The organism is Pseudomonadota bacterium, from assembly GCA_026388315.1.
Taxonomy (GTDB): domain Bacteria; phylum Desulfobacterota; class Syntrophorhabdia; order Syntrophorhabdales; family Syntrophorhabdaceae; genus MWEV01.
This window is the reverse complement of the sequence record JAPLKA010000072.1, coordinates 1-26,510: the sequence shown is the minus strand read 5'-3', so window position 1 is coordinate 26,510 and position 26,510 is coordinate 1. Positions and strand designations below refer to the sequence as shown.

The window sequence follows — 26,510 nt, the reverse complement described above, 5'->3', positions numbered from 1 at the left end:
TAAGACATTGCTTCTGTAACGTGAAATTATAAAAAGAACAACTGTGTGTGTCAATGGAATAATAATATGACTGGCGATATTCTGTAGAGGCTAAATTGATTTGATAGATACCGGCAAGAATAGTATTTCCAGTTAAAACTCATCTATAAACCCCATCACATATCGACGGATACAGAAAAAAAGGTGATTATACTATATATATGTCATCCTGGACACCAGATACAATTAAGAAGCTGAGAAAGACCTGTAAACTGTCAAAGAAAGAATTGGGTTTGTTAGTTGGTACAGACGGCAGATATATTGCGTATCAGAAGAAAGACTGTTGTGTGTGATGTATTCGCGAAGGCGTTTTGCAACCTGCTCCGGCATGAAGGCAACCTCCGACTCATTCCCCGACTTCGGAGTCTTGATGGTAAGTCTTCTTTCTGAAACATCTGATGCTCTCTATGGTGTCCTCAGGAGGCGGAAACCGACGCGGTTGTACCTGCCCGATGGATCGTCGTCGTTCCGGTCGGAAGCCCGCACAAGCGGCGGTTCGTTGAGCCAGGAACCGCCGCGAAACATACGGTTACTGCCCGAAAAAGGACCCTGAGGGTTATTCCGGGGGCTGTTTTTATAGTAATAAGAACTGAACCAATCCTGACACCATTCATAGACATTGCCGGACATGTCGTATATGCCAAGGCCGTTGGGTTTTTTCTGACCTACAGGATGGGTTTCATTGTCTGAATTAGAGCCATACCAGGCATAGTCTTTAAGGTCTGAATCGGAGCTTGTTCCTGCGTATTTCTCTTTCTTGCCTCCGCTTCTTGCGGCATATTCCCACTCTGCCTCGGTGGGGAGACGGTAGGATTTGCCTGTTTTGCTGTTGAACTTTTGAATGAACTCCTCAATGTCATTCCACGAAACCATTTCTACGGGGCAGGTATCGCCGTAGGAAGAGAAATATGACGGATTGCTGCCCATGATGGTTTTCCACTGCCCCTGTGTAACTTCGTATTTACCCATATAGAAATCACTGACGCAGACGTTATGGGCAGGTTTTTCATCTGGTTCGCCGCCACCGAAGGTATCGCCCATATCATAGCAGCCGCTTTTGACGAAGACAAATTCCATACCTGTTGTGGGGTCTTTGGATTCTTTTCCTCCTGCAACGGCAAAGGATACGAAGAAAACAAAAAATACGACTGACAGAATAATCTTCCCATGCATCGAGAACCCCCATAAAAGGTCATTAAATAATATGTTTGCATTATATAACAACCGTTATTGAAATGGTAAGTTATTTTTGCTTTACTTCCATTTGCCACATCATCGAATCTCTTGCGAAGAACCAGCACCAGCGAAGCTGCTGCCATGTCTACAATGAAGTCCGGGAGGTATGTTTCTTCGGTATTGGAGACTGTCCTACGTGGAGAACTGTGACCGCTGCGGAACCCATAAGATTCCATTGAAGAGGTTCGTGAAGTCGTTAACCGCATTTTCTGTTCCATTGCTCCCCAGCACTCAAGTACGTCGGTGCCTACTATTGAAGTGTATCTTAAATCTGTTGCGATTTTAACGATAACCACTTGTAACATGCTATGTCGAAGCACAAGATCAGGTTGAGGATTACAGAAAGTAGCCATTACCCACATAATCTCCGAAAAGAATCATGAATTTTACTCTTTTGGCAGCGTCAGGAATGTCGATTTGGGTCGGACCAAACCATAAAAGCTGTTTTGAGTTGAAAACGTCAATTCAAATAACACAAAACTTAGCACCCAACACTCAAAACTGTATTTCTGGGGCTTAAAGTGCTGTTTTTTTGGCAATTTATAACTTAAATTCCGTGATGTCCTGCCTGGCAGGATTAAGGCTTGCGTGATGTCCCTCCGCTGTCGGGATTGAATCACACGTGATTTATATCGCCTATTGCCCATAGCATATTGCCTCTCACCTGTTTCTTTCCTGAAAAGTGGTATGATGTGAACGGGGTGATGAGCGCCCTGGTAAACTACGAGCGGTCTCCCGATTATGTATCGGAAGGTTTTTCCGACACTGTGTCGGAAGCTTCCCAAATCTCTGGAAAGTCAATACGAACACTGTCTCGCACGATTTCACTTTTGAAACTGTCTCCTGAGATTCGGGCGTCTGTCCGGCAGGGGAATCTCCCGTTTCCCAAGGGTATCGCTTTGCAGCAAACCTTGAATGTCCCGATCTTGGAAACAGTTTATAGTTGATGGTTGGTGGTAAATGAAAAACAGGAATTGCGTTTAGACTGTAAGGCGGGTGATTGCCTATACCATTAAATACTTCTTCTTCACTTCTTCGTTCGCCTCGAGCTCGGCAACGGTTCCCTCAAAGCGAATTCTCCCGTTATCGATGACATAGGCTCTGCCGATCATCTTCAGCGCCGATCTTACGTTCTGTTCCGACAGAAGGATGCTGATACCCGCATCCCGCAGCTTAAGTATCTGCTCTTCCAGGTCGCGGACAATAAGCGGCGCCAGTCCTTCCGTCGGTTCGTCAAGCAGAAGGAGCTCAGGCCCTCCCATAAGGGCCCTGGCAATGGTGAGCATCTGCTGTTCACCGCCGCTTAAGTGCCCTGCCCTTCTTGTTTTCATTTCGCTGAGAGCGGGAAAAATCTCGTATATCCTCTGTTTATTCCATTCGGTTCCCCTGTGGAAGACTATCTCAAGGTTATCGTCAACACTTAAATCTGCAAAGACCCTTCTGTCGTCGGGGACATAACCGATCCCTTTTCTGAAGAGCAAAAAGGGTTTGTGGCCTGTAATGTCTTCATCGTTAAAGGATATGTGCCCTTTCTTCGGAGGGGTAAGGCCCATGATGCTTCTCATGGTGGTGCTTTTACCTGCACCGTTTCTCCCCAGAAGACCCACTACCTCTCCTTTATTGACGGCGAGGGAGACATCGAAGAGGATATGGCTTAAGCCGTAATATGTCTCAATCCCCCTTACATTAAGCATACGTCACTCCCCCCTAAATACGCATCCTGTACCGCCTCATTGCACCGCACTTCCTCACAGGACCCCTGGATAACCGTGCCGCCTCTCACCATAACCATAATGCGGTTGGCAATCCCGAAGATAATCTCCATGTCATGTTCACAGAAAAGGATGGTGAGCCCCATAGTTAGGGAAAGCTTTTTAATGAGGTCAATGCACAGCGAGGTCTCTTCTGCGGCCATGCCGGCAGTGGGTTCATCGAGGATAAGGAATTCCGGGTTGCCCCCCAAGGCCATGGCGATCTCCAGGACTTTACGGTCGCCATGTGAGAGCAGGGCGGTAGTGCGGTTTTTTTTCTTCAAGAGGCCGACGCTTTCGAGGATATCGTCTGTCTCTTTGATCGCCAGCTTTGTAGAGGGGGTAAAGAGGTTCCAGGTCTTTTTCTGTCTTGACAGGACGGATATCTGGACATTTTCAAAAACCGTAAGTCTTTGAAACACATTGACTATCTGAAAGGAGCGGGAGATGCGCTTTCTGCATACCTCATAGGGCGGAAGCCCCGTAATGTCTTCCCCTTTGAAAAGTACCTTCCCGGAATCAGGCTTAATAATCCCTGTAATGAGGTTGAAGAGGGTTGTCTTTCCTGCCCCGTTCGGTCCGATGACTGCAACAATCTCGCCCTTTTCCACCGTAAGGTTCGCATTGTTCACCGCTTTGAACCCATCAAAGGCCTTTGATATGGATGTTACCTCTAACACTGATTACTCCTTTATTTCCGGTTCTATAAATCCCTTTTTGAATTTTTCCTCAACATAGCCAAGGATGCCGTTGGGCAGGAAAAAGATGACGAGCATCATGATAATACCGAGAACAAGTGCCCAGTAGACGGTATAGGTACTCACAAACGTTCTCAGGGCAATAATGATGGCAGCGCCGAGCATGGGTCCCAGGAATGTAAACCACCCCCCCAGCAGGCACATAATAAATATTTCCAGCGAAAGGGTCCAGAAGAGCATATCCGGAAAAACCGTATTATCAACAACAACAAAGAGAGACCCTGCAACCCCCGCAAAGAACCCCGCAACGACAAGGGCGAGGAGCTGATGCCTCCTGACGTTTATCCCGATCATCTCACTTCTCACCGGGTTGTCCCGTATCCCCTGGAGAGCACTTCCGAAGGGGGAGTTGATGATTTTCCGCATTACAAAAAGACACACAATGGTTACTGTGAGCGTATAGTAGTAAGCGCTATTTGGTGATGAAAGCATCTCCGGAATGGGTATGCCATGGATCCCGTCATCGCCTCCGGTAAAGGAATACCACCGGTATACAATAGCCCAGACAAGGGAACCGAGAGATATCTGCAACATGCCAAAATAGAGCTTGGAGAGGCGGATACAGATGATACCCATAATCAGTCCGAATGCGGCAGACACGAGAGGCCCCGCAAAAAATGCGAACACAGCAGGCAGCCCTGTCTTTGTGAGCATAAGCGTTGTCCCATAGGCGCCAACCCCATAAAATACGCAGTGGTGGAACTGGAAAATCCCTCCGTATCCGAGGACAAGGTTCAGACTTGTGGCAAGGAGACCATAGAGCAGAATAATCGATGCGAGGTACACATAGAATCGCGGGAGAAATGTGGGGAACAGCAGGAGAACGATGATGCCCGCGCTCAGCCATAGAAGGGTTTTCTTTCTCATATGCACTCCGTTACCATGTAGACTTGAGGAGCCCGGTAGGCCTGAACAACAGCACAATAACCACTGCGAGGTAAGGGAAGATTATACCGAATTGGGGCCATATGAGAATGCCCATCGACTGTGTTAGGCCAAATATCAAGGCGCCGAGCAGCGCCCCCCAGATGTTCCCCAATCCTCCCATAATAACAATGAGGAATGCCTCTATAATGAGGTTATGGTCCATGCCGAGGGTAACGCTCACCGTAGGCGCCACAAGGACACCCCCAAGGCCGGCAAGGTAACAGCCGATGACAAAGACAGTGGCAAAGACCCAGCTTACATTGATGCCCACAGCGCCCACCATCTCCCTGTCTACTGCTGCTGCCCGTGCAATCTTTCCAATTTTGGTCTTATTCGTCAGAAGCCAGAGGAGTATTGCCACAACGGGGCCCGCAACGAGGAGGAAGAGGTTGTAGAGGGGGAAGGGAAGGCCTCCGAAGAGGGGTACAAAACCCTGAAAAATATGGGGCACCGGTACTGATTTGTACTCGCCGCCCCATACAAGTTTTACAAGGTCACCAAAAACGAGGGAAAACGCAAAGGTAAGAAGGAGGAGCATGAGGTGTTCCCGTTCGTAGAGGAATTGAAACATCCCCCTTTCCGCGATAAGGCTTATAAAGGCCACAACGAGAGGGGCAATGATGAGGGCCATCCAGAAACCGGCAGAACCACTGCCGAATATTTTTGTCACCGTGAAAGCGGTAAAAGCCCCTATCATATAGAGTGAACCGTGGGCGACGTTGGGGATCCTCAAGACACCAAGGATGAGGCTTAAACCTGATGCCACAATGAAGAGTATAGTGGTACGGCTCAAACCCACAAAAACCTGTGACAAAACACCCGCTGGTATTATCGAATAGATAAAATCCATCTATTGAACTCCTTTTGGAGGATTCCTACTTACGGACCTTTTTTACCTCATCACAGGTAGGCATGTAGTCTTTTGCCTGGATTATCTGGATATCGCCTGCTACGAGAAAATCATATTTGGGATCCTTCTTCGTAACTCCGAAATACATGGGAAGCTCAAGCTGGTGGTCACACCCTCTGATTGCCAGGGGACCCACGGGGCTGTCAAGCGACATGCCTTCGAGGGCCTTGATCAGACCTTCTGTGTCAATCTTGCCGGCCTTCTTATACCCTTCGGCTATGAACTGGGCGGTCATATAACCGGAGAGGGCGCCTATTCTCGGCTCTCTGTTGTATGCCTTCTTAAATTCATCTACAAATGCTTTGTTCGCAGGTGTATCAGGATAGTAGAAGAAGTAGTTGGCTGTTCCGTAGACACCCTCCGGTGCATTTTGGCCCTGGGGTTTCAGAACAGAAAGTTCGATGGCCGTATGCTGATAGAACGGTATTTTCTGGCTTAAACCGGTTGCCTTTGCGGCCTTCTGAAAATTGACCATACCAGAGCCACCGGTGGCTACTATGATAAAATCAGGCTTTGCTGCGAGAATCTGGGTGATATATGGTGTAAAATCTGCTTCTCCGACCTTCCACCACGACTCTCCGACCTTCTGGACCTGTGGTTTCAGCTTTTTCAGGTTATTCCATACGTTTTCGGCAATGGCGCGTCCGTATTCATAATCATCACCGGCAATCCAGTATTTTACGTATGGTTTTTTCGCCAGTGCAACGGCTGCCGCCCTTCCTGCCATAGCGGTATTTTCGTTCATATTGAATACATACTTGTGTCCTTTTTCGCCTATGATCTTATCGCTTTTTGCAAAGGTCACAAAAAACGGTACCTTCTCTTTTTTCACGAAATCGGAAATAGCAAGGGTTGTTGAGCTGTTGATCGTACCCATGAGGATGTCAACCTTTTCCTTCAGTACAAGCTCTTTTGCCATGGCAAGGCCGATATCCGGTTTAAACTTCTCGTCGCGTGTAGTATATTCGATCTTTTTCCCGAGAACACCGCCCTTTGCATTAATTTTATCGACTGCAAGCTTGAAACCGTCAAGCACATCCATTGTGAATGTTGTTGCTGGCCCTGTGTAGGTATCAACAATGCCAACCTTTATTGTGCTTTGGGCATTCGTGAGTGGACATATCATAAACAAACCGACAAAAAACAACAAAGACATGGAAAGTAATACTGTTTTTTTCATAACTGCACCCCTTTTGTGTTTTTTACTGCCTATTCTTTTATCCTTATATGGAAACTTTTAAAATATACGCCGTTATTTGTCAACAAAAACACTCTATTTACGCAATTTCATCATTTCTTCGCAGGTCGGCAAGTAATCCTTTCCAGGAATCGTTACCATATCCGCGCCCAGGAGAAAATCATAGCCGGGCACTTTCCTTGTGACCCCATAATACATGGGCAGGGTGACCTGGTGATCGCAGGCACGCATCTCAAGCTTTCCGATGGGACTGTCTATGACAAGACCTTCCAGGGCATCAATGAAGCGTTCAGTATCAACTTTTCCCGCCTTCTGGTATGCCTTTGCTATGAACATGCCGGCAGAATAGCCGTATAGCGCCGTGGACCCGGGGTACTTCTTGTAGGTCTTCCTGAACTCCTCTGTAAATGCCTTGTTTTCCGGTATATTTGGATAGTAGAAATGATAGCTTGAGCTTCCCATGACTCCCTCCGGGGCTTCCAGGCCGAGGGGTGCCAGCGCAAGGGTGTCCGTTGCGTAATGCTGATAAATGGGAATCTTTTGGGCTAAACCTAGCGTCTTAACTGACTTGAGAAAATTCACTACACCGCCTCCGCCCGATGCACTTATTATACAGTCCGGGTTAGCCTGGAGAGCACCGCTCAGGTACGGAGTCAAATCAACCTCTCCCACCTTTCTCCATGACTGCCCGAGCAACTGCACGTTAGGCTTCAGAGCCTTAAGGTTGTTCCAGATAGCATCCGCACAGGCATGACCAAATTCATAGTCTTCTCCCATGATCCAATACTTCACATAAGGCTTCTTGGAAAGTGCGATCGCTGTCGCCTTCCCGATCATCATAGTGTTCTCGTTTGCGTTGAAAACATACCGGTGGCCCTTTTCTCCTACAATTTTATCGCTTTTTGCATCGGTTACAATAAACGGTACTTTTTCCTTCTTCGCAAAATCCGATATGGCAAGTGCGCCACCGCTATTTGTGGAGCCCATGAGGAGATCAACGCGTTCTTTTAACACAAGCTCTTTTGCCATCGATAGGGCAATATCCGGCTTAAATTTGTCGTCCCGCGTCACAAAAATAATCTTCTTTCCAAGCACTCCGCCTTTTGCGTTCACCTGGTTTATGGCCAGAGTGAATCCATCGAGGACGTCTTGTGTATATGTTGTCGCTGGCCCGGAATATGTATCGACAATACCCACCTTGATAGTGTCTGCTGCATGGGACACAGAAAAAACTATATGCAGGCCGAGCAGAACAAGCAAGAGCGTTGCAAAAAATAATGTTTTTTTCATAACACACCCCTTTCAAGTTTTTATTTATAGTTCATTTAAAATATAAAAAATCTATTTGTCAACACAATAAGGGATTTGGTGTCGCTAATAATTTCAGCATATAGTGTAAAAAATTGTATCAATCTTCTTCGAGTAGGTTTTTTGTTTGACAAGCATAGGATTTTATATGAGAATTTCCCAGATTTAAAAACCTTGGGGAAGCGGAGGTGCCATGTTCAAGAAAACCACCCTTATACTATTGACGGTAACCACCCTTGTCTTTTCATCTTTTATCCTTGCAAAAGCACAGACTGTCATTAAATACGGTCACATGTCATCGCTTGACCATCCGCAGCATCTCGGGGCGTTGGCGTTTGCAAAATATATAAATGAAAAATCTAAGGGCAGCATGGAAGTCCGGGTGTTTCCCCTCGGTCAGCTTGGCGGCGAACGCTCTTTGGCGGAACAGGTTCGGGCAGGTTCTCTTCATGTGGCGACTGTATCTTCCGGGGTGCTTGCCAATTTTGTGCCTGAGTTCGGCATTATAGAATTGCCCTTTGTCTTTCCAAGCAAAGAGGCTGCCTATAAGGTTCTCGAAGATAAGGAAATAATGGAAAGGCTTGCCCAATACTGTGATCCCAAGGGTTTTGTTTTTATAGGATATACCGAAAACGGTTTTGGGGACATGACAAATTCAAAGAGGCAGATAAAGAAACCGGATGATTTAAGGGGTTTAAAAATACGTGTCACTGTGAGCCCTATATTCATTGATACATTTAAGGCGCTTGGCGCGAATCCAACCAGCCTCCCCCTGCCGGAAGTTTACAATGCTTTGCAGCAAAAGATGATCGACGGTCAGGACAATTCGCTTTATACATCTGTTATGATGAAATTTACAGAGGTGAATAAATTCGCCACCATAACAAATCATATCCTTAATGAATGTCCTGTGGTAGTGAACAGTAAATTCTGGAAGTCCCTCACCCCGGATCAGCAGAAGGTTTTCAGGGAGGCCGCCGAGGTTCAGATAACGGTCAACCGGCAGGCAATCACAAAAAGCGGGGATTATGCAATGGAGAAGGCCCTAACACAACGGGTAGATATATACACGTTAAGCGTCGAGGACAGGGCGGTCTTTAAAAAGGCTGTAAGTCCTGTTTATGATAAATACAAGGGCACTTTCGGTACTGCTTGGTATGATTTTTTCTTAAAGAAGATAGGGTCCTACTCAAAATAACCTGGTATGTTTCGTGATGGAAACTGCACGGTGTACGGTGATTTGAACGCCATGGAAATAACCCTTAAACACGGCCTGTGGAATGGAGATTACAGCCTCTCTCTTCAAGTCCCGGACAGGTGGAACACAACCGTTCTCCCCATGGAAGGCGACAAAAAGAGGGTGCTCGGTAAAGACAGTCTCAGAAGGGCAATAGCGCCTCTTGAGCCAATGCTGAAAGGTAAAAAGGAGATTTGCATACTCTTTGATGACCTGTCCCGCCCCACAAAGGCTTACAAGGTCTTACCTTTTCTTCTTGAGCTGTTCGAAGCGCATGGCATAAGGGATGGGCAGGTACGGTTTATATGCGCCCTGGGAACCCATGGACCTCTCGATAATGTGGCCTTCCGAAAAAAACTGGGGCCAGAGATTGTCGAAAGGTTCCCCGTCTTCAACCACAACCCTTTCGAAAACTGCGCTTTCGTTGGGAAAACAAGACTCGGCACGCCCCTCATGATAAACAAAGAATATCTGTCCTGCGACCTGAGACTCGGCATCGGCACCTTTGTGCCGCATTCGTTCTGCGGTTTTGGCGGCGGATACAAGATCGTCATGCCCGCATTATGTCATATCGACACCATCGAATACCATCACGGAACACTTTTAAAGAACCATTGGGAAGCGTGTTACAGCATAGGGAAATATATTGATAATCCTCTGCTCAAGGACATTAAGGAGTGCGGAAGAATGGCACGCCTCGATGCAAAGATAGATGTTCTCATAAACACAGATGCTGAGATAGTTGACATTTTCGCAGGCAACCCTGACGATCTTTATCTGTACATGACCGAAAAATCCTCCGTTCATTACAGCACAAAAGCTCCAGGCAGGGCGGATATTGTCTTTGCAAATACATACAGCAAGGCCAATGAATCGATTATAGCCCTCTCTCTGGCTGAGATGCTGCTTAAAGACACCGGAGGCCATATTGTGCTCCTCTGTGATGTGCCGGAGGGACAGGTAATCCATTATCTCCTCGGGAGATTCGGAAAACACACATGGGGGAGGCTTTCCTTCGGTGAAAGGGAAAAAGACAGCAGGGTGAAAAAGGTTTTTGTCTACTCACAATACAGGGACAGGGCAAATGAATGGTGGTTTGGAAGAAAAGAAGACACATCGTGGCATAAGGATTTGAATGAGATTATCCACATTCTCGAAGACGCATATCAACATAAAAACCCTGATGTTTTCGTGCTTCCCGATGCAACGATCCAGACCCTTAACCGAGGTGAATAAAATATCATGCTGAAGAACGCAAGGAAAAGATCAAAAAAAGCCGGTTTGCCACCGGGGACACCGGTCTATATCGGTGAGCACAAGACCGGTGAAGTCAAAATCACGGTAACGGTTTATAATGAGACGACCTTCCAGGAGAAAGAAGTAAGCACAATCGAAGAGGCCCTGCCGCTCTTGGATACCACGGCCATAAAATGGATTAACATAGACGGCGTCCATCAGTTAAAGATTATCGAAGAGGTCGGCAAACGTTTTTATCTGCATCCCCTTACATTAGAAGACGTTATGAACACCGACCAGCGCCCCAAGGTAGAGGATTTCGGGGATTATCTTTATATTGTTTTAAAAAATCTGTCACACAACGATCAAAATGACGCTATGGAGGCGGAGCAGATAAGCATTGTTCTCGGTGAAGATTTTGTTATCACCTTCCAGGAAGACCAAAAGGACACCTTCACGCACACGAGAGAACGGATCAAGGGTGGGGCAAACCGTGAAAAGATCATGAAGACAGATTTTCTTGCCTATTCCCTGATCGATGAGATTGTGGACAATTATTTCACGGTCATTGAATGGTTTGGAGAAAAGATAGAACTTCTTGAAGAAGAGCTCGTTACCCGGCCAACGCCGAAAATAATGGAAGCGATCCACAAATTGAAGAGCAGCGTGTTCTCGTTACATAAATCGGTCTGGCCCCTCAGAGAGGTCATTAACAGCCTTGAACGGGAGGGTTCACGCCTTATTCATGAACCTACGCGCGTTTATATACGGGATATCTATGACCACACAATCCAGGTGGTTGACACCATAGAAATCTTCCGGGATATGCTCTACGGGATGATCGATATTTACCTCTCCAGTATAAGCAACAGATTAAACGAGGTTATGAAGGTGCTGACCATTATTGCCACAATATTCATGCCTTTGACCTTTGTCGCCGGCGTCTATGGAATGAACTTCAAATTCATGCCGGAACTTGAATGGCGCTGGGGCTATCCTGCAATCTGGCTCATCATGCTGACTATTGGTACATCCATGCTCATCTATTTCAGAAGAAAAAAGTGGTTGTAGTGAGGGGCAGGTGAGCAGATGAAAAAATCCGGTAAAATTGCTGCTGCTGCAACGGCAATAAAAGCAGTATCCACAATTATTATATTCGGTGTTCCCTTAATAGTTGGGACTGCTACAATACTTGGCTATGGAGCATACAAAGCATTTAAGAAACTGAAACGATAGTATTGCATTATGAAAGCATATTTCGCCCACCCATGTTTCAATGACAAACAAAGACATTTCAAAAAGGTATTCCTGGAAAAGCTTTCTTCTGCTTTATCTCAAACCCGATACGGAAACGATATCAGCATAGTAGACCCCTTTGACTGTACCCCAAACGTTGAAGGGCACATAGAGACCAAATTAGAGATGGCAGAGAGCATCAAGGTTAAACGCATAAGGCTTCTGGGTGAATCTGGCATTGTTATTGCTCTTGTAGATGATAATGATGCCGGCACTGCGTTTGAAGCAGGATATGCCCATGCAGTGAATAAACCTGTGATATTGGTTTCTCAGGAAAGCTGCTCAGCGGCGAACGCCATGCTGATTGGTGCAGCCATAGCGACAGTTAACAATGTACTCGAAGATGAACAGACCGAGAGACTGGCGGGATTGATCAAGTCCTTTTATGGTGTTTGGAAAGCATCACAGAAAAAACCGGAGAATATAAGGATGGAATAGGGGCTTTGCTGAAATACGCAATACTAAACAGTGAGCGCTCCTTATTCCCCATATTCTTCGACATACCGCTCAATATACTCCGTCACCTTTTCATTCGGCTGATAGACGCCAAAGTGTCCTTCGCAGAGGATGTCCGCCTTCAGCGCAAGGAGTTTCTCCATCGACTCCTGCCAGTGAGACATGTTTGCGCCAAACTCCGCAAGAAAAGGGCCATGGATATCCTGGCCGAAGAGAATCCTTTTTCCGCCCCTGTCGAGATACACCGAAATCGATCCGGGTGTGTGCCCGGGCGTATGGAGGCATACAATCTCCTGATCACTGACGGTAAGCTTCTCGCTTTCCTTTTTAAGTTTTATATCAACGGCCAAAGGCGTGAAATCAATACCATACCAGTGCGCTGCCGTCATTCTGCTGTCGCCCCTTTCAACCGCCTCTGCATCGATCTCGTGCATGATAATGCGCGAGCCAAACCGTTTTTTGAATTCCTGCGCTCCACCCACATGGTCTATATGGCAGTGCGTAAGAATCACTGTGGAAATCTTTGCAGGATTGAGCCCCAGTTTTTCGATATTCTGAATGATCTTGTTTGCACTCGGCCCTGCGCCGGTATCAATAAGCACCAACTCCCCAAGGTTTAAAAGATAAATAGAGCAATCCCTTGAATCGCTTATATCCGAATCCCCTATGAGGTATGTGTCCTCGGTTATTTCTTTCGGTCCCATCTCATCCCCTTCATAAAAACGTTTTAGTTGCCGGAAGTTACATATTTCAATATCTCCCGGGGGCTATATGCATTCTTTTCGTTTTTTGGAACGCTCCCCTTAAACATCCTTATCATTGCTTTAGATACAGGATATTGATTTTTAACAACATACCCCGGCTGAAATACCGTGGTGGTTGTCTTGTCTTTTCCCGAACCGGTTGTTACGGTGTTGTAGTGCCCGGGAACAACCGTGTTCTCTCCTTTAAAGTAGGTGCTGTGGTTCTCCATAATAAAGTAATCGTACCCAGCATTAATGGTCAATTCAGCGCACCGTCTGAACAAATGCCCCTCGCAGAGCGTTTCTGAAGTAAGCTCGTTGCACCGGAAGTCTACATTGTATGTATTTTCAGCTATCCGCGCCTCGGTATAGCCTTCGCCAAAAAAATCACGCGCCTGATACTGGGTAGTGGTACAGCCTGATAAAACAATAACGATAAAAAACACAACCATGGCGGAAAAGAAAATTCTAAGTTTAATCATGTTTCGCCTCCTCTTGAAGAAAATATTACCACGTTTTTCGTGCCCTGAAAAGCAGTTAAGGATAACAAAAATTGAATGTAGCTATTTTGTCAGGATTTTTTTATAGTTAATTATAAAATCCTCAAATAAGGAGTCAACATGAAAAGTCCGGTAAGATTAATAACCACATTTTGTATCACAATATTTTTATCTCTTTCAACCGCATCGGTACAAGGCGCCTTTGATGCCGGAGATTATAGAAAATTTGTCAATGGCGAGATGAAGACGTGGAATGTGCCGGGTGCCGCTATCCTTATTATACAGGACGGGAAGGTTGTTTTTTCAGAGGGCTTTGGTCACAAAGATATGAAAAATAGATTAACCGTTACACCAAAAACCCTTTTTGGCATAGGCTCCTGTAGCAAGGCATTTACCTCCCTCTCCATAGGGATGCTCGTCGACGAAAAGAAGATGGACTTTGACAAGCCGGCGAGAGAATACTACCCGGCATTCAAGCTTTATGATTCCTATGCTACAGAACGGGTTACGGTAAAGGATATATTGTCACACAGAACGGGCATCCCCAGATATGACGCCGCCATTGACACCAAGGATTCAACAAGGGAAGTGGCTATCAACAAGCTTAAATATCTGAAACCTAATACAGGCATCAGGGAAAGGTTTCAATATAACAATTTCCACTATGCGGTTGCCGGTATAATGGTTGATACGGTCTCGGGGATGCCCTGGGAGGAGTTTGTAAGCAAAAGAATATTCAAACCGCTCGGGATGGATAGCTCCAACCTTTCCCCTGAAGACTCCAAAAAATTTCCTGATTTTGCCATCCCTCACAAGATGGACAATGAGGCGCTGAAAAAATTTCCCGCGAATCAGGCAGAACTATTCAGTGCGCCGATTAAAGAACTGCCCTTCGAAAATATAGGGGTGTATGGGCCTGCCGGCTCTATTAATTCCAATCTTGAGGACATGGCAAAATGGGTGCTGTTTCACCTGAATGGAGGCAAGATTGGTGACGGGCAATTAATTTCTCAAGACACCCTGTCTCAGCTATTTACCCCGCAAATGCTGACAGGTAGCCCCATGAAATACGATGAGATACTCCCCGGCAGTTACGGTATGGCTTGGATGATAACGCCCTACCGGGGGCATTACCTTGTCAGCCATGACGGCATGATCGAGGGTTTCACCGCCCACGTAGGCTTTCTGCCTGCAGAAAAAGCCGGTCTTGTGATCCTCACCAACAGGTCAAATAACTACGAATTTATGGCATCTGCTTCGTTTAACACATACGACCGCATTTTGGGTCTTACAGAGGTCCCCTGGAGCACAAGATTGAGCAACGCGATATCCCGTGAATTGGCGGGCCTGAAAGAAAAGGTGACAGAAGAAGAACGGGGCAGGAAAAAAGGCACAAAACCGTCACATTCCCTTACAGATTATGCGGGAGAATATGAGCACCCGGCATTCGGCACCGTAACAATCGATATCAAGGATAATGGCCTCAAACTTTCCCTGAGAGACATCGAAGAAGCAACCGCACCCCTTAGACACTATCAGTACGACACCTTCAAAACGGTTAACAAGGGTCCCGTCGGCGGATTAGATTTAAGAGTAACCTTCCTTATGGGCAAAAACGGCGATATAGACAGGGCTTCAATACCGCTTGAGCCGTCAGCGGAGGAGATAGTGTTCAGGAAAATATTAAGATAAATGTATTTTCTCAACTTCTTAACTTCTGATTTTGCTGGAGGGTAAACATGAGTAACGACGCATCTTTTACTGTCAATGACATGCCAAAGGCGGAAAGGCCAAGGGAAAGACTGCAAAAATTCGGTGCTGAGGCGCTTTCCGCTCAGGAGCTCTTAGCCCTTATTGTTGGCAGAGGAGTCTCGGGAAGATCAGTCATGACTATTGCACAGGAGCTTATGGCAAGGTTTGGCAATGCCAGGGGAATAAGCGAGGCAACAATAGAGGAACTCTCTAAGGTCAAGGGGGTTGGGCTTGCCAAGGCAGCGCAATTAAAGGCATGTTTTGAGCTTGGAAAAAGAAAGGAACTGGAAACCGAATACGGCTACGAAGATTATGATATCAAGAACCCACAGGTTGTGGTAAAGGCAATCCGTGCACGCATCAAGGATATGAAAAAGGAGCATTTTATGCTCATGATTCTTAACACAAGAAACAAGATTATTCGCATCGAAAATATCTCTGTCGGAACCCTTAATGCCAGCCTGGTGCATCCGAGAGAAGTTTTCAATAAGGCGATCGCCCACGCTGCATCATCGGTAGTTATCGCCCACAATCACCCCTCCGGCGACCCGGAACCATCGGAAGAGGACTTGAAAATCACCCGCCGCCTCATTGAGGCAGGCAGAATACTTGGCATTGAGGTGCTTGACCATATCATCGTTGGAAAACATACCGTAAAGAGCGCAATCACCGAGCACAGCAAACCCGAAAAAGAAGGCTACTGCAGTTTAAAAGAAAAAGGGTTGATATAAACCGTTTGGAATTGAGGATTGTGCCTGTCCACCAAGACGCTCGCGGTGCAGGTGGGAATTGCGGAATCAGAGATTAAGCCTTAAAATACATTTGCGACATTAAGTATCAATGGAATATAATAGAGAATAATGGAGGGGACATGGCAAGGCTTCAGAGCATGACAAATACACCATTTGATATCATTGAGAAAAAAATTTATTCCAATAAAAAAGGAGGGAAACATCATGAAAATTAAATGGTACGGACATGCGGCATTTAAAATAACGACGGATAAGGGCATTCGTATTATTATCGACCCTTATGAGTCGGGGGCATTCGGCGGGGCGCTCACATACGGCAAAATCACTGAAGAAGCAGACATTGTGCTCACAAGCCACGACCATGACGACCATAACTATACAAAAGATATAAAAGGAAAATTTACACAGATTAAGAAAGCCGGTACTCATAATGTAAAAGACATAAAAATAAAGGCCATTCCTACACATCATGACCCATCAAAAGGCACGGAGAGGGGGAACAACCTCGTCTTTGTCATCGAAGCGGATGGTTTGACGTTGGCGCACATGGGAGACCTCGGACACACACTGGAAAAGGGTGCAATCAACGAAATGGGAAAGGTTGATGTTCTATTGCTGCCCGTAGGAGGCCTTTACACTATAGATGCCGGGGGGGCATCAAGGGTCATGAATGATATAAAGCCGGCCATTATCATCCCAATGCACTTTAAAACAGAAAAATGTGATTTCCCAATCGCGAAGGTTGAGGAATTTACTGCGGGCAAGGCAGGCGTGAAGGCGGCAAAGACCTCTGAAATTGAAGTCAATAAGGCGGGCCTCCCTGCGGAGCCCGAAATAATCGTTATGAAATATGCCCTATAGGAGAATGTGTGCATGCTGAAACCATTATTTACTAAAGACGAGATAGACGATGCCGTAAAAAGGCTCGCATCTTGCATCGAAAATGATTTTGATGATGAGGAAATTTTATTCGTATGTCTCCTGAAAGGCTCTTTTATGTTTTTGTCAGACCTGATACGGTGTATCAAAAATCCTTCAACGGTTGACTTCATGAGGGTCTCGTCCTATGGAGCTGCCACGAAGTCCAAAGGAGAGGTAACGGTCACAAAAGACCTTGAGGAAAGTATTGAAGGTAAAAATGTTATCATCATTGAAGATATAATTGATTCGGGACTCACCTTGAAAACCATAAAGGAGCTGCTCCTCCAAAGAAACCCGAAGTCGCTCAAAATATGTGCCCTCCTCGACAAAAGGGCACGGAGAGAAGTTGAAATGGAAGGTGATTACGTTGGGCTTACCATTGATGATGGCTTTGTTGTAGGGTATGGTATTGATTATGCGGAACACTACAGAAACCTGCCCGAGATATGCGTGGTTGAGAAAGACACATAAGAGCAAAAGCATGCATAAGGTGTTGAGTGTTATAAATCATATAAAATTATTCATCATTTTTGTAATTATGTTAATGTTGTTGCCGGTTGGCCTGCTTGCATACCATAATGAGCCCGATGGTTATAACGGCATGAAGTGGGGGACAGATATTTCAACATTAAAAAACATGAAGTACGTGAAAGTCGAGCCAAACAAGATTAATGTAATGCTTTACACGAGAGAAGGTGATGTGCTCAGGCTTGGAAATGCAATCCTGAAAAGCGTTGAGTATGGGTTTTTCGATGGTAAGTTTTTCTCCGTTACAATAAAAGTAGCAGATCTTTTCAATTATATCGCACTTAAAGGTGCGGTTTTTGAGAAATTCGGACAGGGAAACGAGTTCAATCAACTCTCTGAACGTTATTGCTGGGATGGTAAAACAACAAGGACAACGCTCGTTTCTGCTTTTGATTTGTCCTGAGACGATGCTTACGGGGAAGGTGTCCTCGTTATATCATCGAAAAGTTTTAAATAAAAACCTGAGGAGGGATATAAACCATGCAAGTGCTTGTAATCTATTATTCGCGGTCGGGAAATACGAAAAAATTGGCTGAAGAGATAGCAAACGGGGTAAAAGAAGTCCCCGATGTCAACTGTCTTCTCAAGTCGGTAGCGGATGTGACAAAGGATGATTTACTGTCTTCGGGCGGCATTATAGCCGGTTCTCCTGTATATTTTGGCGGTATGGCTGCGGAGCTAAAACAAGTCTTTGATAAATTTGTAGGTCTTCGTAAACAAATGGGCAACAAGATAGGCGCCGCATTTGCCACATCCGGGGACCAATCGGGTGGCAAAGAGACAACCATGATGTCCATAATCCAGGCGCTGCTCATCTATGGCATGATCATAGTTGGAGACCCTTTAGATGCAACAGGCCACTATGGTATTTCGTGCACGGGAAAGCCTGATGAAAAAACGATTGTCAATGCCCGGAAATTGGGCAAGCGTGTAGCATTGTTGGTTGCAAAATTAATGAAAACGTCTCTTTAGCTCACACCAGGAGTGAGAGGGGGCGACGTGAGCCCCGGTAATAGACTATTTTTGTTGTTTTGGGAGGTTGTTCATGTCTGGCGTTTCACGTGAAACACAGTGTTTAATTACAAGGGAAGATTGTGTGCTTGTTGTCATTGACGTTCAGGAAAAATTGGTCCCGGTTATTTCAAATAAGGAAAGGGTTGTCGAAAATGTGATCAAGCTTTCGAATTTTGCCCAAATTATCGGAATGCCGGTTATATTAACAGAACAGACAAGGCTTGGTCTTACGATCCCCGAGGTACGCAAGGGACTTTCCCATGTTCAGGCTATCAGTAAAGTCCATTTTAACTGCTTCTTCTGTAAAGAATTTTCAGACGAGATAGAAAAAACAGGGAAAAAAACATTGATCGTGACCGGCGTTGAAGCTCATATCTGTGTAACTCAAACAGCGCTATATGCATTGCCTGATTTAAATGTTCACATAATAAGTGATGCTGTGTCGTCACGGACGCCCGAAAACTGTCGTGTTGCTTTAGAGAGAATGGGTCGTGCCGGAGCAGTTATTACATCTACCGAGATGTTTATCTACGAACTCCTCCAAAAAGCCGGGACTGACGAATTCAAGGCCGTGCTCCAACTCGTAAGGTAACGGTATTCACTGATTGCTAAAATGTTTATTTCTGAAAGTAAACAAGATCGGTAGGTGAAAAGTTTCCACCCTTTTTGATTTTTGCCCAGCTTGCATCTACGCCAAACAGCTCAGCCACCTCAAGTTCTCCCTTAAAATTGCCCTTGATCATACCAAGAGGGGTTTTTGTTCTGGCATCTATTACCTGCTCACCTATAGAGTACACTTCAAGTGTGCTGCCTTTTTCTAAACCGGACAGTCGACCTGCATTTATGTAAACCTTACCGCTTTCGATGGATGCAATTCGTCCGTGCCAATCCAATGTCAGTATAGCCTTGAGAAGGTCTTCAGCAATAATCTCGATAGACAGGTCAATGGCCTTCATTTTCGACTTTTCCGTACTCATGTCGCCCTTTTCTCTTGTGAGAGAGATGGGGTTTCTCCCTGAAAGCTGTTTCAATATAGTGCTTGTGTCGGTATTGTAAACCTCGAGAGATATTTTCGACATCGCGAATGAGGTTTGCCTTTCTTCTTTGCCCTCTATTTTTGACGAGCTCGTATATACATCAGAAAGTGCCCCCTTGATAACAGCCTGAATGCCATAAAGCTCGTTCAGCATTTTAAGATTAGCTGGATCAGTGAGTACACCCTGAATATTTATAACATTAGGATCAACACAAATTATTGCATTTGTATTTTCAAGTCTCGATATGAGCCTTCTTGTGGCCAGCTCGCCAAGACCCTCTTCTTTGTAATTGGATTGATCAACAAAGGGTATTACGATGACCCTTCTCTTCATTTTGGGTGACGGGTAATTAAAAGCAATTAGGGGAAATGACGGCATAAAGCCCATCCCGGAAGGCATGGCCCCCATCTGTTGCGGGTAGACCATGTATGGCGCAATTCCTTTCTTTTTGAGATCTTCTTCAAGCTTGGCAATCCGCTTTTCCATCTCGTCTCTTTCTTTTTTCGATGCGGTGCCTCCCGATAGCAATGCCTCGCCCATACGAGGGGTAAATTGATCCTTTCTTATCCAAACATACTCTGGCTCATAAGGCGTGAGCATATATTTCCTGTTGCTTGTATAAATATACTCCACACCATCGATCACTTTTATATCGCCTGGCTTGGGGTCTTTTTCCTCTATTTTTTCTATTTTTTCAGCTTTTTTATCTGTTTTTGCTGTTTTTTTGGTGCCCGTGTCTTTGGGGGCAGCAGCATCATCCTTCTTTTTTGTAAAAGGTAAATAACTGCATGAAGCGAATATAAAAATTAATAAAAGCAGAAAAATTTTACGCATTTCGCTGATTATAAGTCATATTTGACAACAAAGTCAAACTAATTAAAAGACTGTCTCGCCCCGCTTTGCTTGGTGGAGGTGATGGGATTCGAACCCACGACCCTCTCGTTGCGAACGAGATGCTCTCCCTCTGAGCTACACCCCCGCTTCTAATAATACTATTCTAACTCTCTCACAATATCAAGGTATTTGGTGACAATTATATGCCTGTGGCGTTTCGCCGTCATTCATGAAATCAATTCGGTAGACACAGAGCTAAACGGGGAAATTGAAAAAACTAAGCAGGTCCCGATGAACACATATTGTGTATCGTTGTATTAGGTGTTCAATATGTTCTTTATCGTCTGTTTCAACTCGCTGGTATCTGCTGATTTAACCACATACGCATCTGAGATCCAACTCGAAAAATCCTGTTTGAACTCTCCGTAGGCAGAGCACAAGATGACTGGCTGTTCTTTAATCATGTTTTTTATCTCGTTTAGTGCCTGGATACCGTCCATCCCGGGCATCTTGATGTCCATGACGATAACATCAAATTTTGTGCCCTTTACTTTATCGATGGCTTCAAAACCATTGGAAGCCAGCTCCACCAGGTACCCCTCATCTTCAAGCTCTTCCTTGAGGAGGAATCGAATATTTTCCTCATCATCAACTACCAATATTTTTATACCATTCATAATAGCTCCTCTCTGTTTGTATGATTTTTTACAGGAAGATAAACAAAAAATGTTGCTCCCTTCCCTGCCACATTTTCAATTTCAATTTTTCCGTCGTGATTAAGGATAATTTTATTCGAGATGGCAAGCCCCAAGCCCGTCCCCCTCTCTTTCGTTGTAAAAAACGGGTTAAAGATGTTGTCTATCACAGAAGGGTTTATCCCTCCGCCCGTATCAGCTATGGAAACAACCACAAACTGTTTGTTGTCCATTATTGTTTTTTCCGTATTAATTGTTATTGTTCCTTCGCCATTCATGGCTTCATGGGCATTGATAATGATATTGATAAAAACTTGCTTAATCTGCTGTATATCACAGGGTACGGGCGGCAAATTTTTATCATAATTTTTTAATACCCGCATGTGGTCCCATGTTGTGTCGGACGAGAAGAGGTAAAGAACCTCGTCAACACAATCATTCATACTGCATGTTTCGTCAGGCACTGGCGTGTCTTTTACGTAATTCAATACATCGTTGAGAATAGACTCCAATCTCGAAACCTCATTGGTTATAATATCTATGTACCTGCTTTCAGTTTGATCTATACACATCTTCTTTGCAAGCCTCTTCGTAAAACCACCAATGACTACAAGAGGGTTTTTAATTTCATGCGCTATATTTGCCGTCATTTCCCCAAGACTTTTGAATTTTTCCTGATCAATTATTCTTTTTTGAGCATTATTTAAATCTTTTATAACATCCTTCAGCTTTGTGTTTAATAAGGTGTTTTCCAGCCCGTTAGCTATATAGTTTGCAAAAGTGTTTATAAGGTACCTGCTGTTCTCCTCAAAGGCATAATCTCTCTGCGATCTTCCGCCGCATATTGTTATCGTTCCGAGAATCCTGTTTTTCGACATTATGGGTGTTGCATAAAGGGAGTATTTTGAAGAAATATCGTCTTCCACCTGGCCATGGTTCCTCAGTGATACTGTCTTTTTCTGCCGCAAGGCTTCCTGTTCTAATTCGTTTACGTAATTTTCAATTGGCTGGTCCAGAATTCCATACGTATATCTTTGAGGTTCAGCCCTTAAGAAAACATGATCTAATTTTATTGTTACGAATAGTGCATTGAGTGACTTCGCAATAATCAGTCCAATGTCTTTTAATAGGATTTGCGGTTCCACGTTTGAGGAAAGTGTCTTGCCAAGTTCCGAAAGGGTTGCAAGCTCGCTAATCCTCTTTTTTGAGGAAAGGAGTAGATCGTTTATCCTTAACACGCCGCCTATCTCACGCGAGATTATGGAAAGAAGGATCTTTTCCGCGTCTGTTATAAAACGCCTGCCGGAAGAGCACAGCACCAAGACACCATAAATATAGCTGTCGTCTGACAAGGGGAGGAACGCAAAGACTTTGTATTTTTCAACTAAGCTGTCAAGTTCCGGATAAAAAAGACAGCCAAATCTTGGCGGTATGTTTTTGTTGTTATAATATTGCGGTATTCTTTTCTGGGCCACGCTCCCGATAATACCTTCACCAACATAACATCTATACCTGTCTAAGATTTTATAAAGCATGCTTTTTGGGTTTTTGAACTTGCAGGTAAGCCGTTTGTCCTGGTCAGAAGTAAAAACAATCGCCTCATCAAAATCCATACCCTGGGACATTATGCTAAGAACTGTTTTAATCCTCGACGTTATTTCGAGGTTCGAATGTGATACTTCTATGATATTCCCAAGAAGTTCAACGGGATTCATGCTTTTCAATAGCTTTTTTATATAATTCTAAATACTCTTTCGCTGATCTTTGCCATGAAAAATCTTCATTCATACACCTTTTGACAAGAGAGCGCCAGGCATCTTGTGTATTGTATATATTCAATGCCCTTTTGATTGCGTCGAGCATTTCGTCTTCGGAGTATTTGTAGAACTTGAATCCTGTGCCTTTGTCAGGCGCTTCTGTATAGTCTATGATCGTATCCTCAAGGCCGCCGACGCCTCTCACGACTGGCACGGTTCCGTATTTCAAGCTGTACAACTGGTTCAAGCCGCACGGTTCATACTTTGAGGGCATCAGGAACATGTCTGCACCCGCTTCAATAAGATGGGCAAGCCCGTTATCATAGGCAATCTTGATCCCGAATGAGCTTGGAAATTTTTTGGATAATTCTGTGAAGATATCGTGGTATCTCCTCTCCCCCGTCCCAAGAACAACGTATTGAGTTCCGTAAGACAACATTTCTTCAAGCGAAGAGGCGATAAGGTCGAAACCTTTTTGATCAGCAAGTCTTGATATGGTAGCTATGAGGGGGACATTTCCGTTGGGTGGTAAACCAAAAGCCTCCTGAAGTGCTTTTTTGCATAGCCCCTTGTCTTTAATATTACCAGCGTTGTAATGTGCCGGTATATAAGGGTCCTTGTCCGGGTTCCAATCCTCGTAGTCAATCCCGTTGATGATACCGAAAAGGTCTTTCTTTCTTGTCCGAAGGATACCGTCGAGACCATCTCCAAATTCTTCAGTCTGGATTTCTTCGCTGTATTTTTTGCTTACTGTGTTGATTATGTCTGAAAAAACTATCCCGCCTTTTAAGAAGTTAATCTTTCCAAAATATTCGATATAATCCGGTGTAAAATATTCCCATCCGATATTCAAAAGGTGCAGGTCATACTGCCAGAAAATACCCTGATACCCGAGGTTGTGGATAGTAAACAATGTTGCAATGTCTTTTAAAACAGGGTCATCCTTGTATGTTGTCTTTAAAAACACGGGCGCCAAGGCCGTTTCCCAGTCATTACAGTGGAGAACGTCGGGAACAAACCCTGTTACCTTAATGGCCTCTAAAATGCTTTTTGCAAAAAAGACAAATCGCTCTGCATTATCAAGATAGTCACCATCGGGCGTACTGTACAGATAATCCCTGTAGTAATATTCATCCTTTTCCACAAGGTAAGCTGTTACGCCATCATATTCGCTTTCGACAATCTCGCCGTCAACAAACCCCTGCGATATGGGACAGGAAAACTTATAATTCTTGTATCTCATGGGAAACCCCTGCTCCTCAATGTTCTTATGCTTCGGCAGGATAACCCTTACGTCTGCACCCATTTTTTTTAAGGTCTTGGGAAGTGAGCCGGTCACATCGGCAAGACCACCGGTTTTTATAAAAGGAAAAACCTCAGGAGATGCTATCAAGACATTCATTGTAACCTCCTAAATATTGGTTTCTTTAAGGTATGCCGTAGCCTCTTCGGGTGGTGTGGGGTTTATGTAAAAACCGGTTCCCCATTCGAACCCTGCCATTTTTGTCAGCCTTGGTATGATTTCCATATGCCAGTGATAGTGTTGCATATCACCGTTACCAAATGGTGTTGTATGGATCATAAAATTGTAAGGAGGTGAATTAAGAACCTTATCGTATTTTTTTAAAATAACTAAAAGTATCTCGGAGATATCATGATAGTTGTCCACCCTTTTATGAAGGGCAAAATATGGCTCGTGTTTCTTTGGCAAAATCCATATCTCAAAAGGAAATCGGGATGCATACGGTGAGAGTGCAATAAAATTTTCATTTTCTATGACTACCCTTACGTTATCATCTTTTTCTTGTGCTATTATGTCGCAGAATACACATCTGTCCTTATATTTATAATAGGCCAGACCGCCATTTATCTCTTCCGTAACTCTACGTGGAACAATTGGAAGGGCTATCAGTTGTGAGTGTGAATGATCAAGTGAAGCGCCTGCTATAGAACCATGATTCTTAAAAACCATTACATATCTGAATCGCTTGTCATTTGCCAGATCGAGAACCCTCTCCCTGCTTGCAATAAAAACGTTCTGTATGCCGTGCACGTCCATGCCCGACAAGGTTTGCCCGTGGATTGGCGTTTCCACAATGACCTCGTGGGCACCGACACCATTCATTCTGTCGTAAAGCCCAACACCTTCTTTGTTGAGATTCCCTTCAATCCTCAAGGCAGGAAATTTATTCGGGACCACCCTCAATGTCCAGTTAGGGCTGTTTGGTGGTGCATAGTCAGCCCTGACGGCATACACCTCGGGAGGCGTCATGTTTTCGTTGCCTGGACACAGAGGACACATACCAGCCTTTTGAGGTGGAGTTTCCTCACCAAAAAAAACTGGCCTTTTTCCTCTTTCCGTTGAAATAATGACCCACCTGTTTATAATAGGGTCTTTTCTCAGTTCTGGCATACACGTCTCCGTCTCTTATATCTATAGCTTTGACTTGGTGTACAACACGTGGTAAGTAATACGTCAATGATCCCCATAAAAGATAATATACCGTCTCGAACCTTTCCCATTATAACAATAAGCGTTATCTTTGTAAATATATTAATTTTTTTGTGGCAGAAGCTTGCTTTTGGGGGCATCGATAGCCATACCATATATAAGTATTATGGTCTGGTCCCGCAGGAATTGTCTATGGCAATAACTAACCGCCACGAATTACTGCCTTACAATATATTAACGATTTTTACATCCATGTTTCTCCACGGCGGTATTTTTCATTTAGCAGGAAACATGCTCTATCTCTGGATTTTTGGTAACAACGTAGAAGATGCCATTGGTCATAAGAAATTTGTTCTCTTTTATCTTCTTTCCGGCATAACTGCAGCTATTTTTCAGTTTTTATACGATCCGTCCTCGAACATTCCCATGATTGGCGCCAGCGGCGCTGTATCGGGGATACTCGGCGCATACCTTCTTCTTTTCCCTTACGCAAAAATAAAAACCGTGTTGTTTATAATCATATTTATAAAAGTTGTTGAGATTCCCGCTATCCTTCTCCTTTCTGTATGGTTTCTCATCCAGCTTCTTTTCTCAAACGGAGAAGGTGTTGCATGGTATGCGCATATTGGCGGTTTTATTTTCGGGTTGCTGTCGATCAAGCTCTTTCGCCCCACAGTTCGTCCAATAGCTCGCCGGAAATAGCCCCCGGCGTTTCACGTGAAACATAAAATATTGTAACCATGAAAGCGCTTCTCATTAACCCATACATCTATGACTTTGCTGCATATAATTTCTGGTCAACCCCTATGGGCCTGCTTTATCTTGGAAGCGTGTTGAGAAAAAACAACATTGATATAAAACTTATCGACTGTCTCGATGTGGTTGAGGAAAAAAGGAAGGCAGACGGAAGGGCGCCTTTTATCAAGGAAAGGGTCCGAAAACCGGAATCATTAAAAGGCATAAGAAAAACCCTCAGGAGATATGGCATCTCCCGCGAAAAACTCGATGAAGAACTTAGCCATGTTGAATCGCCGGTACTGTCAACATAATTGTGTAAATTTTTTATAGAGGGGCAAATTAGGACGTACCTTCCCTATTTTCGTTGTTCTCCAGTTCATCTCCATCTTCAGTGAGATAAATGCCAGGAGCAGGTAACAGGCATTCTCTCCGGCT

General features: G+C 44.6%; 28 protein-coding genes and 1 tRNA gene. 14 read left to right on the top strand and 15 right to left on the bottom strand.

What is annotated here, in order from left to right:
* Positions 1–444: 444 nt before the first annotated feature.
* The 7 genes from NTX75_10570 to NTX75_10540 form a co-directional block, all read right to left on the bottom strand.
* Positions 445–1,212, bottom strand: coding sequence for a formylglycine-generating enzyme family protein (locus tag NTX75_10570; GenBank protein ID MCX5816663.1), 768 nt, complete (start codon positions 1,210–1,212; stop codon positions 445–447).
* A 1,067-nt stretch (positions 1,213–2,279) separates the two neighbouring features.
* Positions 2,280–2,969: an ABC transporter ATP-binding protein gene (locus tag NTX75_10565; protein MCX5816662.1), complete on the bottom strand. Its 690-nt coding sequence runs from the start codon at positions 2,967–2,969 to the stop codon at positions 2,280–2,282.
* Complete coding sequence (locus NTX75_10560) at positions 2,957–3,706, bottom strand: ABC transporter ATP-binding protein (protein ID MCX5816661.1); 750 nt, start codon at positions 3,704–3,706, stop codon at positions 2,957–2,959. The genes NTX75_10565 and NTX75_10560 overlap by 13 nt, the downstream gene beginning before the upstream one ends.
* A gap of 3 nt (positions 3,707–3,709) precedes the next feature.
* Positions 3,710–4,651, bottom strand: coding sequence for a branched-chain amino acid ABC transporter permease (locus NTX75_10555; protein ID MCX5816660.1), 942 nt, complete (start codon positions 4,649–4,651; stop codon positions 3,710–3,712).
* Positions 4,652–4,661: 10 nt separating this feature from the next.
* Positions 4,662–5,561, bottom strand: coding sequence for a branched-chain amino acid ABC transporter permease (locus NTX75_10550; GenBank protein ID MCX5816659.1), 900 nt, complete (start codon positions 5,559–5,561; stop codon positions 4,662–4,664).
* Positions 5,562–5,586: 25 nt separating this feature from the next.
* A complete protein-coding gene (locus tag NTX75_10545; protein ID MCX5816658.1) occupies positions 5,587–6,801 on the bottom strand; it encodes an ABC transporter substrate-binding protein in 1,215 nt (404 codons plus the stop codon).
* Positions 6,802–6,894: 93 nt separating this feature from the next.
* On the bottom strand, positions 6,895–8,109 hold the full coding sequence (locus tag NTX75_10540) for an ABC transporter substrate-binding protein (GenBank protein ID MCX5816657.1): 1,215 nt from the start codon (positions 8,107–8,109) through the stop codon (positions 6,895–6,897).
* Positions 8,110–8,320: 211 nt separating this feature from the next.
* Here NTX75_10540 and NTX75_10535 point away from each other — a divergent pair, with 211 nt between their 5' ends.
* Genes NTX75_10535 through NTX75_10515 form a run of 5 tightly spaced genes read left to right on the top strand, consistent with a single transcriptional unit; the run spans position 8,321 to position 12,334 of the window.
* The gene (locus NTX75_10535) at positions 8,321–9,325 is read left to right on the top strand and encodes a DctP family TRAP transporter solute-binding subunit (protein MCX5816656.1); all 1,005 of its coding nucleotides are present in this window, start codon (positions 8,321–8,323) and stop codon (positions 9,323–9,325) included.
* A gap of 30 nt (positions 9,326–9,355) precedes the next feature.
* Positions 9,356–10,600 (top strand): lactate racemase domain-containing protein, encoded by a 1,245-nt coding sequence (locus tag NTX75_10530; protein ID MCX5816655.1) that lies wholly within the window; start codon positions 9,356–9,358, stop codon positions 10,598–10,600.
* A gap of 6 nt (positions 10,601–10,606) precedes the next feature.
* On the top strand, positions 10,607–11,671 hold the full coding sequence (gene corA, locus NTX75_10525; GenBank protein MCX5816654.1) for a magnesium/cobalt transporter CorA: 1,065 nt from the start codon (positions 10,607–10,609) through the stop codon (positions 11,669–11,671).
* Between the two features lie 18 nt (positions 11,672–11,689).
* A complete protein-coding gene (locus NTX75_10520) occupies positions 11,690–11,836 on the top strand; it encodes a hypothetical protein (GenBank protein ID MCX5816653.1) in 147 nt (48 codons plus the stop codon).
* Between the two features lie 9 nt (positions 11,837–11,845).
* The gene (locus NTX75_10515) at positions 11,846–12,334 is read left to right on the top strand and encodes a nucleoside 2-deoxyribosyltransferase (GenBank protein MCX5816652.1); all 489 of its coding nucleotides are present in this window, start codon (positions 11,846–11,848) and stop codon (positions 12,332–12,334) included.
* A gap of 41 nt (positions 12,335–12,375) precedes the next feature.
* Here the strand turns inward: NTX75_10515 and NTX75_10510 are convergent, their stop codons facing one another.
* Together NTX75_10510 and NTX75_10505 are read right to left on the bottom strand one after the other, a co-directional pair.
* Positions 12,376–13,056: an MBL fold metallo-hydrolase gene (locus NTX75_10510; GenBank protein MCX5816651.1), complete on the bottom strand. Its 681-nt coding sequence runs from the start codon at positions 13,054–13,056 to the stop codon at positions 12,376–12,378.
* Between the two features lie 23 nt (positions 13,057–13,079).
* Positions 13,080–13,577: a hypothetical protein gene (locus tag NTX75_10505; GenBank protein MCX5816650.1), complete on the bottom strand. Its 498-nt coding sequence runs from the start codon at positions 13,575–13,577 to the stop codon at positions 13,080–13,082.
* Between the two features lie 138 nt (positions 13,578–13,715).
* Here NTX75_10505 and NTX75_10500 point away from each other — a divergent pair, with 138 nt between their 5' ends.
* The 7 genes from NTX75_10500 (at position 13,716) to NTX75_10470 (ending at position 19,154) form a co-directional block, all read left to right on the top strand.
* The gene (locus NTX75_10500; GenBank protein ID MCX5816649.1) at positions 13,716–15,287 is read left to right on the top strand and encodes a serine hydrolase; all 1,572 of its coding nucleotides are present in this window, start codon (positions 13,716–13,718) and stop codon (positions 15,285–15,287) included.
* A gap of 47 nt (positions 15,288–15,334) precedes the next feature.
* Entirely contained in the window at positions 15,335–16,078 is a 744-nt protein-coding gene (gene radC / locus NTX75_10495; protein MCX5816648.1) for a DNA repair protein RadC, read from the top strand.
* 225 nt (positions 16,079–16,303) lie between these two features.
* Positions 16,304–16,960, top strand: coding sequence for an MBL fold metallo-hydrolase (locus NTX75_10490; protein ID MCX5816647.1), 657 nt, complete (start codon positions 16,304–16,306; stop codon positions 16,958–16,960).
* Positions 16,961–16,972: 12 nt separating this feature from the next.
* Positions 16,973–17,491: a hypoxanthine phosphoribosyltransferase gene (hpt, locus tag NTX75_10485; protein MCX5816646.1), complete on the top strand. Its 519-nt coding sequence runs from the start codon at positions 16,973–16,975 to the stop codon at positions 17,489–17,491.
* Between the two features lie 10 nt (positions 17,492–17,501).
* The gene (locus NTX75_10480; protein ID MCX5816645.1) at positions 17,502–17,951 is read left to right on the top strand and encodes a hypothetical protein; all 450 of its coding nucleotides are present in this window, start codon (positions 17,502–17,504) and stop codon (positions 17,949–17,951) included.
* 77 nt (positions 17,952–18,028) lie between these two features.
* Positions 18,029–18,520, top strand: coding sequence for an NAD(P)H-dependent oxidoreductase (locus tag NTX75_10475; GenBank protein ID MCX5816644.1), 492 nt, complete (start codon positions 18,029–18,031; stop codon positions 18,518–18,520).
* A gap of 73 nt (positions 18,521–18,593) precedes the next feature.
* Entirely contained in the window at positions 18,594–19,154 is a 561-nt protein-coding gene (locus NTX75_10470) for an isochorismatase family protein (GenBank protein ID MCX5816643.1), read from the top strand.
* A gap of 25 nt (positions 19,155–19,179) precedes the next feature.
* On the opposite strand, the gene NTX75_10465 is transcribed toward NTX75_10470, so the two are convergent.
* From NTX75_10465 to galT, 6 genes are all read right to left on the bottom strand, one after another.
* Positions 19,180–20,433 carry a hypothetical protein gene (locus NTX75_10465; GenBank protein MCX5816642.1) on the bottom strand — a complete coding sequence of 418 codons (1,254 nt, stop codon included), beginning with the start codon at positions 20,431–20,433 and terminating at the stop codon, positions 19,180–19,182.
* 70 nt (positions 20,434–20,503) lie between these two features.
* Positions 20,504–20,578, bottom strand: a tRNA-Ala gene (locus tag NTX75_10460).
* A gap of 172 nt (positions 20,579–20,750) precedes the next feature.
* Positions 20,751–21,110, bottom strand: coding sequence for a response regulator (locus tag NTX75_10455; protein ID MCX5816641.1), 360 nt, complete (start codon positions 21,108–21,110; stop codon positions 20,751–20,753).
* Positions 21,107–22,843 (bottom strand): ATP-binding protein, encoded by a 1,737-nt coding sequence (locus NTX75_10450; protein ID MCX5816640.1) that lies wholly within the window; start codon positions 22,841–22,843, stop codon positions 21,107–21,109. Before NTX75_10450 ends, NTX75_10455 begins: the two co-directional genes overlap by 4 nt.
* Positions 22,830–24,287, bottom strand: coding sequence for a glycogen synthase GlgA (glgA, locus tag NTX75_10445; GenBank protein MCX5816639.1), 1,458 nt, complete (start codon positions 24,285–24,287; stop codon positions 22,830–22,832). The genes NTX75_10450 and glgA overlap by 14 nt, the downstream gene beginning before the upstream one ends.
* 9 nt (positions 24,288–24,296) lie before the next feature.
* Complete coding sequence (gene galT / locus NTX75_10440; protein ID MCX5816638.1) at positions 24,297–25,298, bottom strand: galactose-1-phosphate uridylyltransferase; 1,002 nt, start codon at positions 25,296–25,298, stop codon at positions 24,297–24,299.
* 231 nt (positions 25,299–25,529) lie between these two features.
* Between galT and NTX75_10435 the strand changes: the two genes are divergently transcribed.
* Together NTX75_10435 and NTX75_10430 are read left to right on the top strand one after the other, a co-directional pair.
* The gene (locus NTX75_10435) at positions 25,530–26,039 is read left to right on the top strand and encodes a rhomboid family intramembrane serine protease (GenBank protein MCX5816637.1); all 510 of its coding nucleotides are present in this window, start codon (positions 25,530–25,532) and stop codon (positions 26,037–26,039) included.
* 38 nt (positions 26,040–26,077) lie between these two features.
* A complete protein-coding gene (locus NTX75_10430; GenBank protein MCX5816636.1) occupies positions 26,078–26,386 on the top strand; it encodes a hypothetical protein in 309 nt (102 codons plus the stop codon).
* Positions 26,387–26,510 lie beyond the last annotated feature (124 nt).

Bases quoted from the DNA above. Each gene is read 5' to 3' on its own strand.
- NTX75_10555 (MCX5816660.1), bottom strand. From the start codon at position 4,651: ATGAGAAAGAAAACCCTTCTATGGCTGAGCGCGGGCATCATCGTTCTC.
- NTX75_10480 (MCX5816645.1), top strand. From the start codon at position 17,502: ATGCATAAGGTGTTGAGTGTTATAAATCATATAAAATTATTCATCATT.
- NTX75_10430 (MCX5816636.1), top strand. From the start codon at position 26,078: ATGAAAGCGCTTCTCATTAACCCATACATCTATGACTTTGCTGCATAT.
- NTX75_10490 (MCX5816647.1), top strand. From the start codon at position 16,304: ATGAAAATTAAATGGTACGGACATGCGGCATTTAAAATAACGACGGAT.
- NTX75_10510 (MCX5816651.1), bottom strand. From the start codon at position 13,056: ATGGGACCGAAAGAAATAACCGAGGACACATACCTCATAGGGGATTCG.
- NTX75_10520 (MCX5816653.1), top strand. From the start codon at position 11,690: ATGAAAAAATCCGGTAAAATTGCTGCTGCTGCAACGGCAATAAAAGCA.
- NTX75_10550 (MCX5816659.1), bottom strand. From the start codon at position 5,561: ATGGATTTTATCTATTCGATAATACCAGCGGGTGTTTTGTCACAGGTT.
- corA (MCX5816654.1), top strand. From the start codon at position 10,607: ATGCTGAAGAACGCAAGGAAAAGATCAAAAAAAGCCGGTTTGCCACCG.
- NTX75_10450 (MCX5816640.1), bottom strand. From the start codon at position 22,843: ATGAATCCCGTTGAACTTCTTGGGAATATCATAGAAGTATCACATTCG.
- radC (MCX5816648.1), top strand. From the start codon at position 15,335: ATGAGTAACGACGCATCTTTTACTGTCAATGACATGCCAAAGGCGGAA.
- NTX75_10570 (MCX5816663.1), bottom strand. From the start codon at position 1,212: ATGCATGGGAAGATTATTCTGTCAGTCGTATTTTTTGTTTTCTTCGTA.
- NTX75_10500 (MCX5816649.1), top strand. From the start codon at position 13,716: ATGAAAAGTCCGGTAAGATTAATAACCACATTTTGTATCACAATATTT.
- galT (MCX5816638.1), bottom strand. From the start codon at position 25,298: ATGCCAGAACTGAGAAAAGACCCTATTATAAACAGGTGGGTCATTATT.
- NTX75_10475 (MCX5816644.1), top strand. From the start codon at position 18,029: ATGCAAGTGCTTGTAATCTATTATTCGCGGTCGGGAAATACGAAAAAA.
- glgA (MCX5816639.1), bottom strand. From the start codon at position 24,287: ATGAATGTCTTGATAGCATCTCCTGAGGTTTTTCCTTTTATAAAAACC.
- hpt (MCX5816646.1), top strand. From the start codon at position 16,973: ATGCTGAAACCATTATTTACTAAAGACGAGATAGACGATGCCGTAAAA.
- NTX75_10505 (MCX5816650.1), bottom strand. From the start codon at position 13,577: ATGATTAAACTTAGAATTTTCTTTTCCGCCATGGTTGTGTTTTTTATC.
- NTX75_10455 (MCX5816641.1), bottom strand. From the start codon at position 21,110: ATGAATGGTATAAAAATATTGGTAGTTGATGATGAGGAAAATATTCGA.
- NTX75_10465 (MCX5816642.1), bottom strand. From the start codon at position 20,433: ATGCGTAAAATTTTTCTGCTTTTATTAATTTTTATATTCGCTTCATGC.
- NTX75_10435 (MCX5816637.1), top strand. From the start codon at position 25,530: ATGGCAATAACTAACCGCCACGAATTACTGCCTTACAATATATTAACG.
- NTX75_10470 (MCX5816643.1), top strand. From the start codon at position 18,594: ATGTCTGGCGTTTCACGTGAAACACAGTGTTTAATTACAAGGGAAGAT.
- NTX75_10535 (MCX5816656.1), top strand. From the start codon at position 8,321: ATGTTCAAGAAAACCACCCTTATACTATTGACGGTAACCACCCTTGTC.
- NTX75_10540 (MCX5816657.1), bottom strand. From the start codon at position 8,109: ATGAAAAAAACATTATTTTTTGCAACGCTCTTGCTTGTTCTGCTCGGC.
- NTX75_10565 (MCX5816662.1), bottom strand. From the start codon at position 2,969: ATGCTTAATGTAAGGGGGATTGAGACATATTACGGCTTAAGCCATATC.
- NTX75_10515 (MCX5816652.1), top strand. From the start codon at position 11,846: ATGAAAGCATATTTCGCCCACCCATGTTTCAATGACAAACAAAGACAT.
- NTX75_10545 (MCX5816658.1), bottom strand. From the start codon at position 6,801: ATGAAAAAAACAGTATTACTTTCCATGTCTTTGTTGTTTTTTGTCGGT.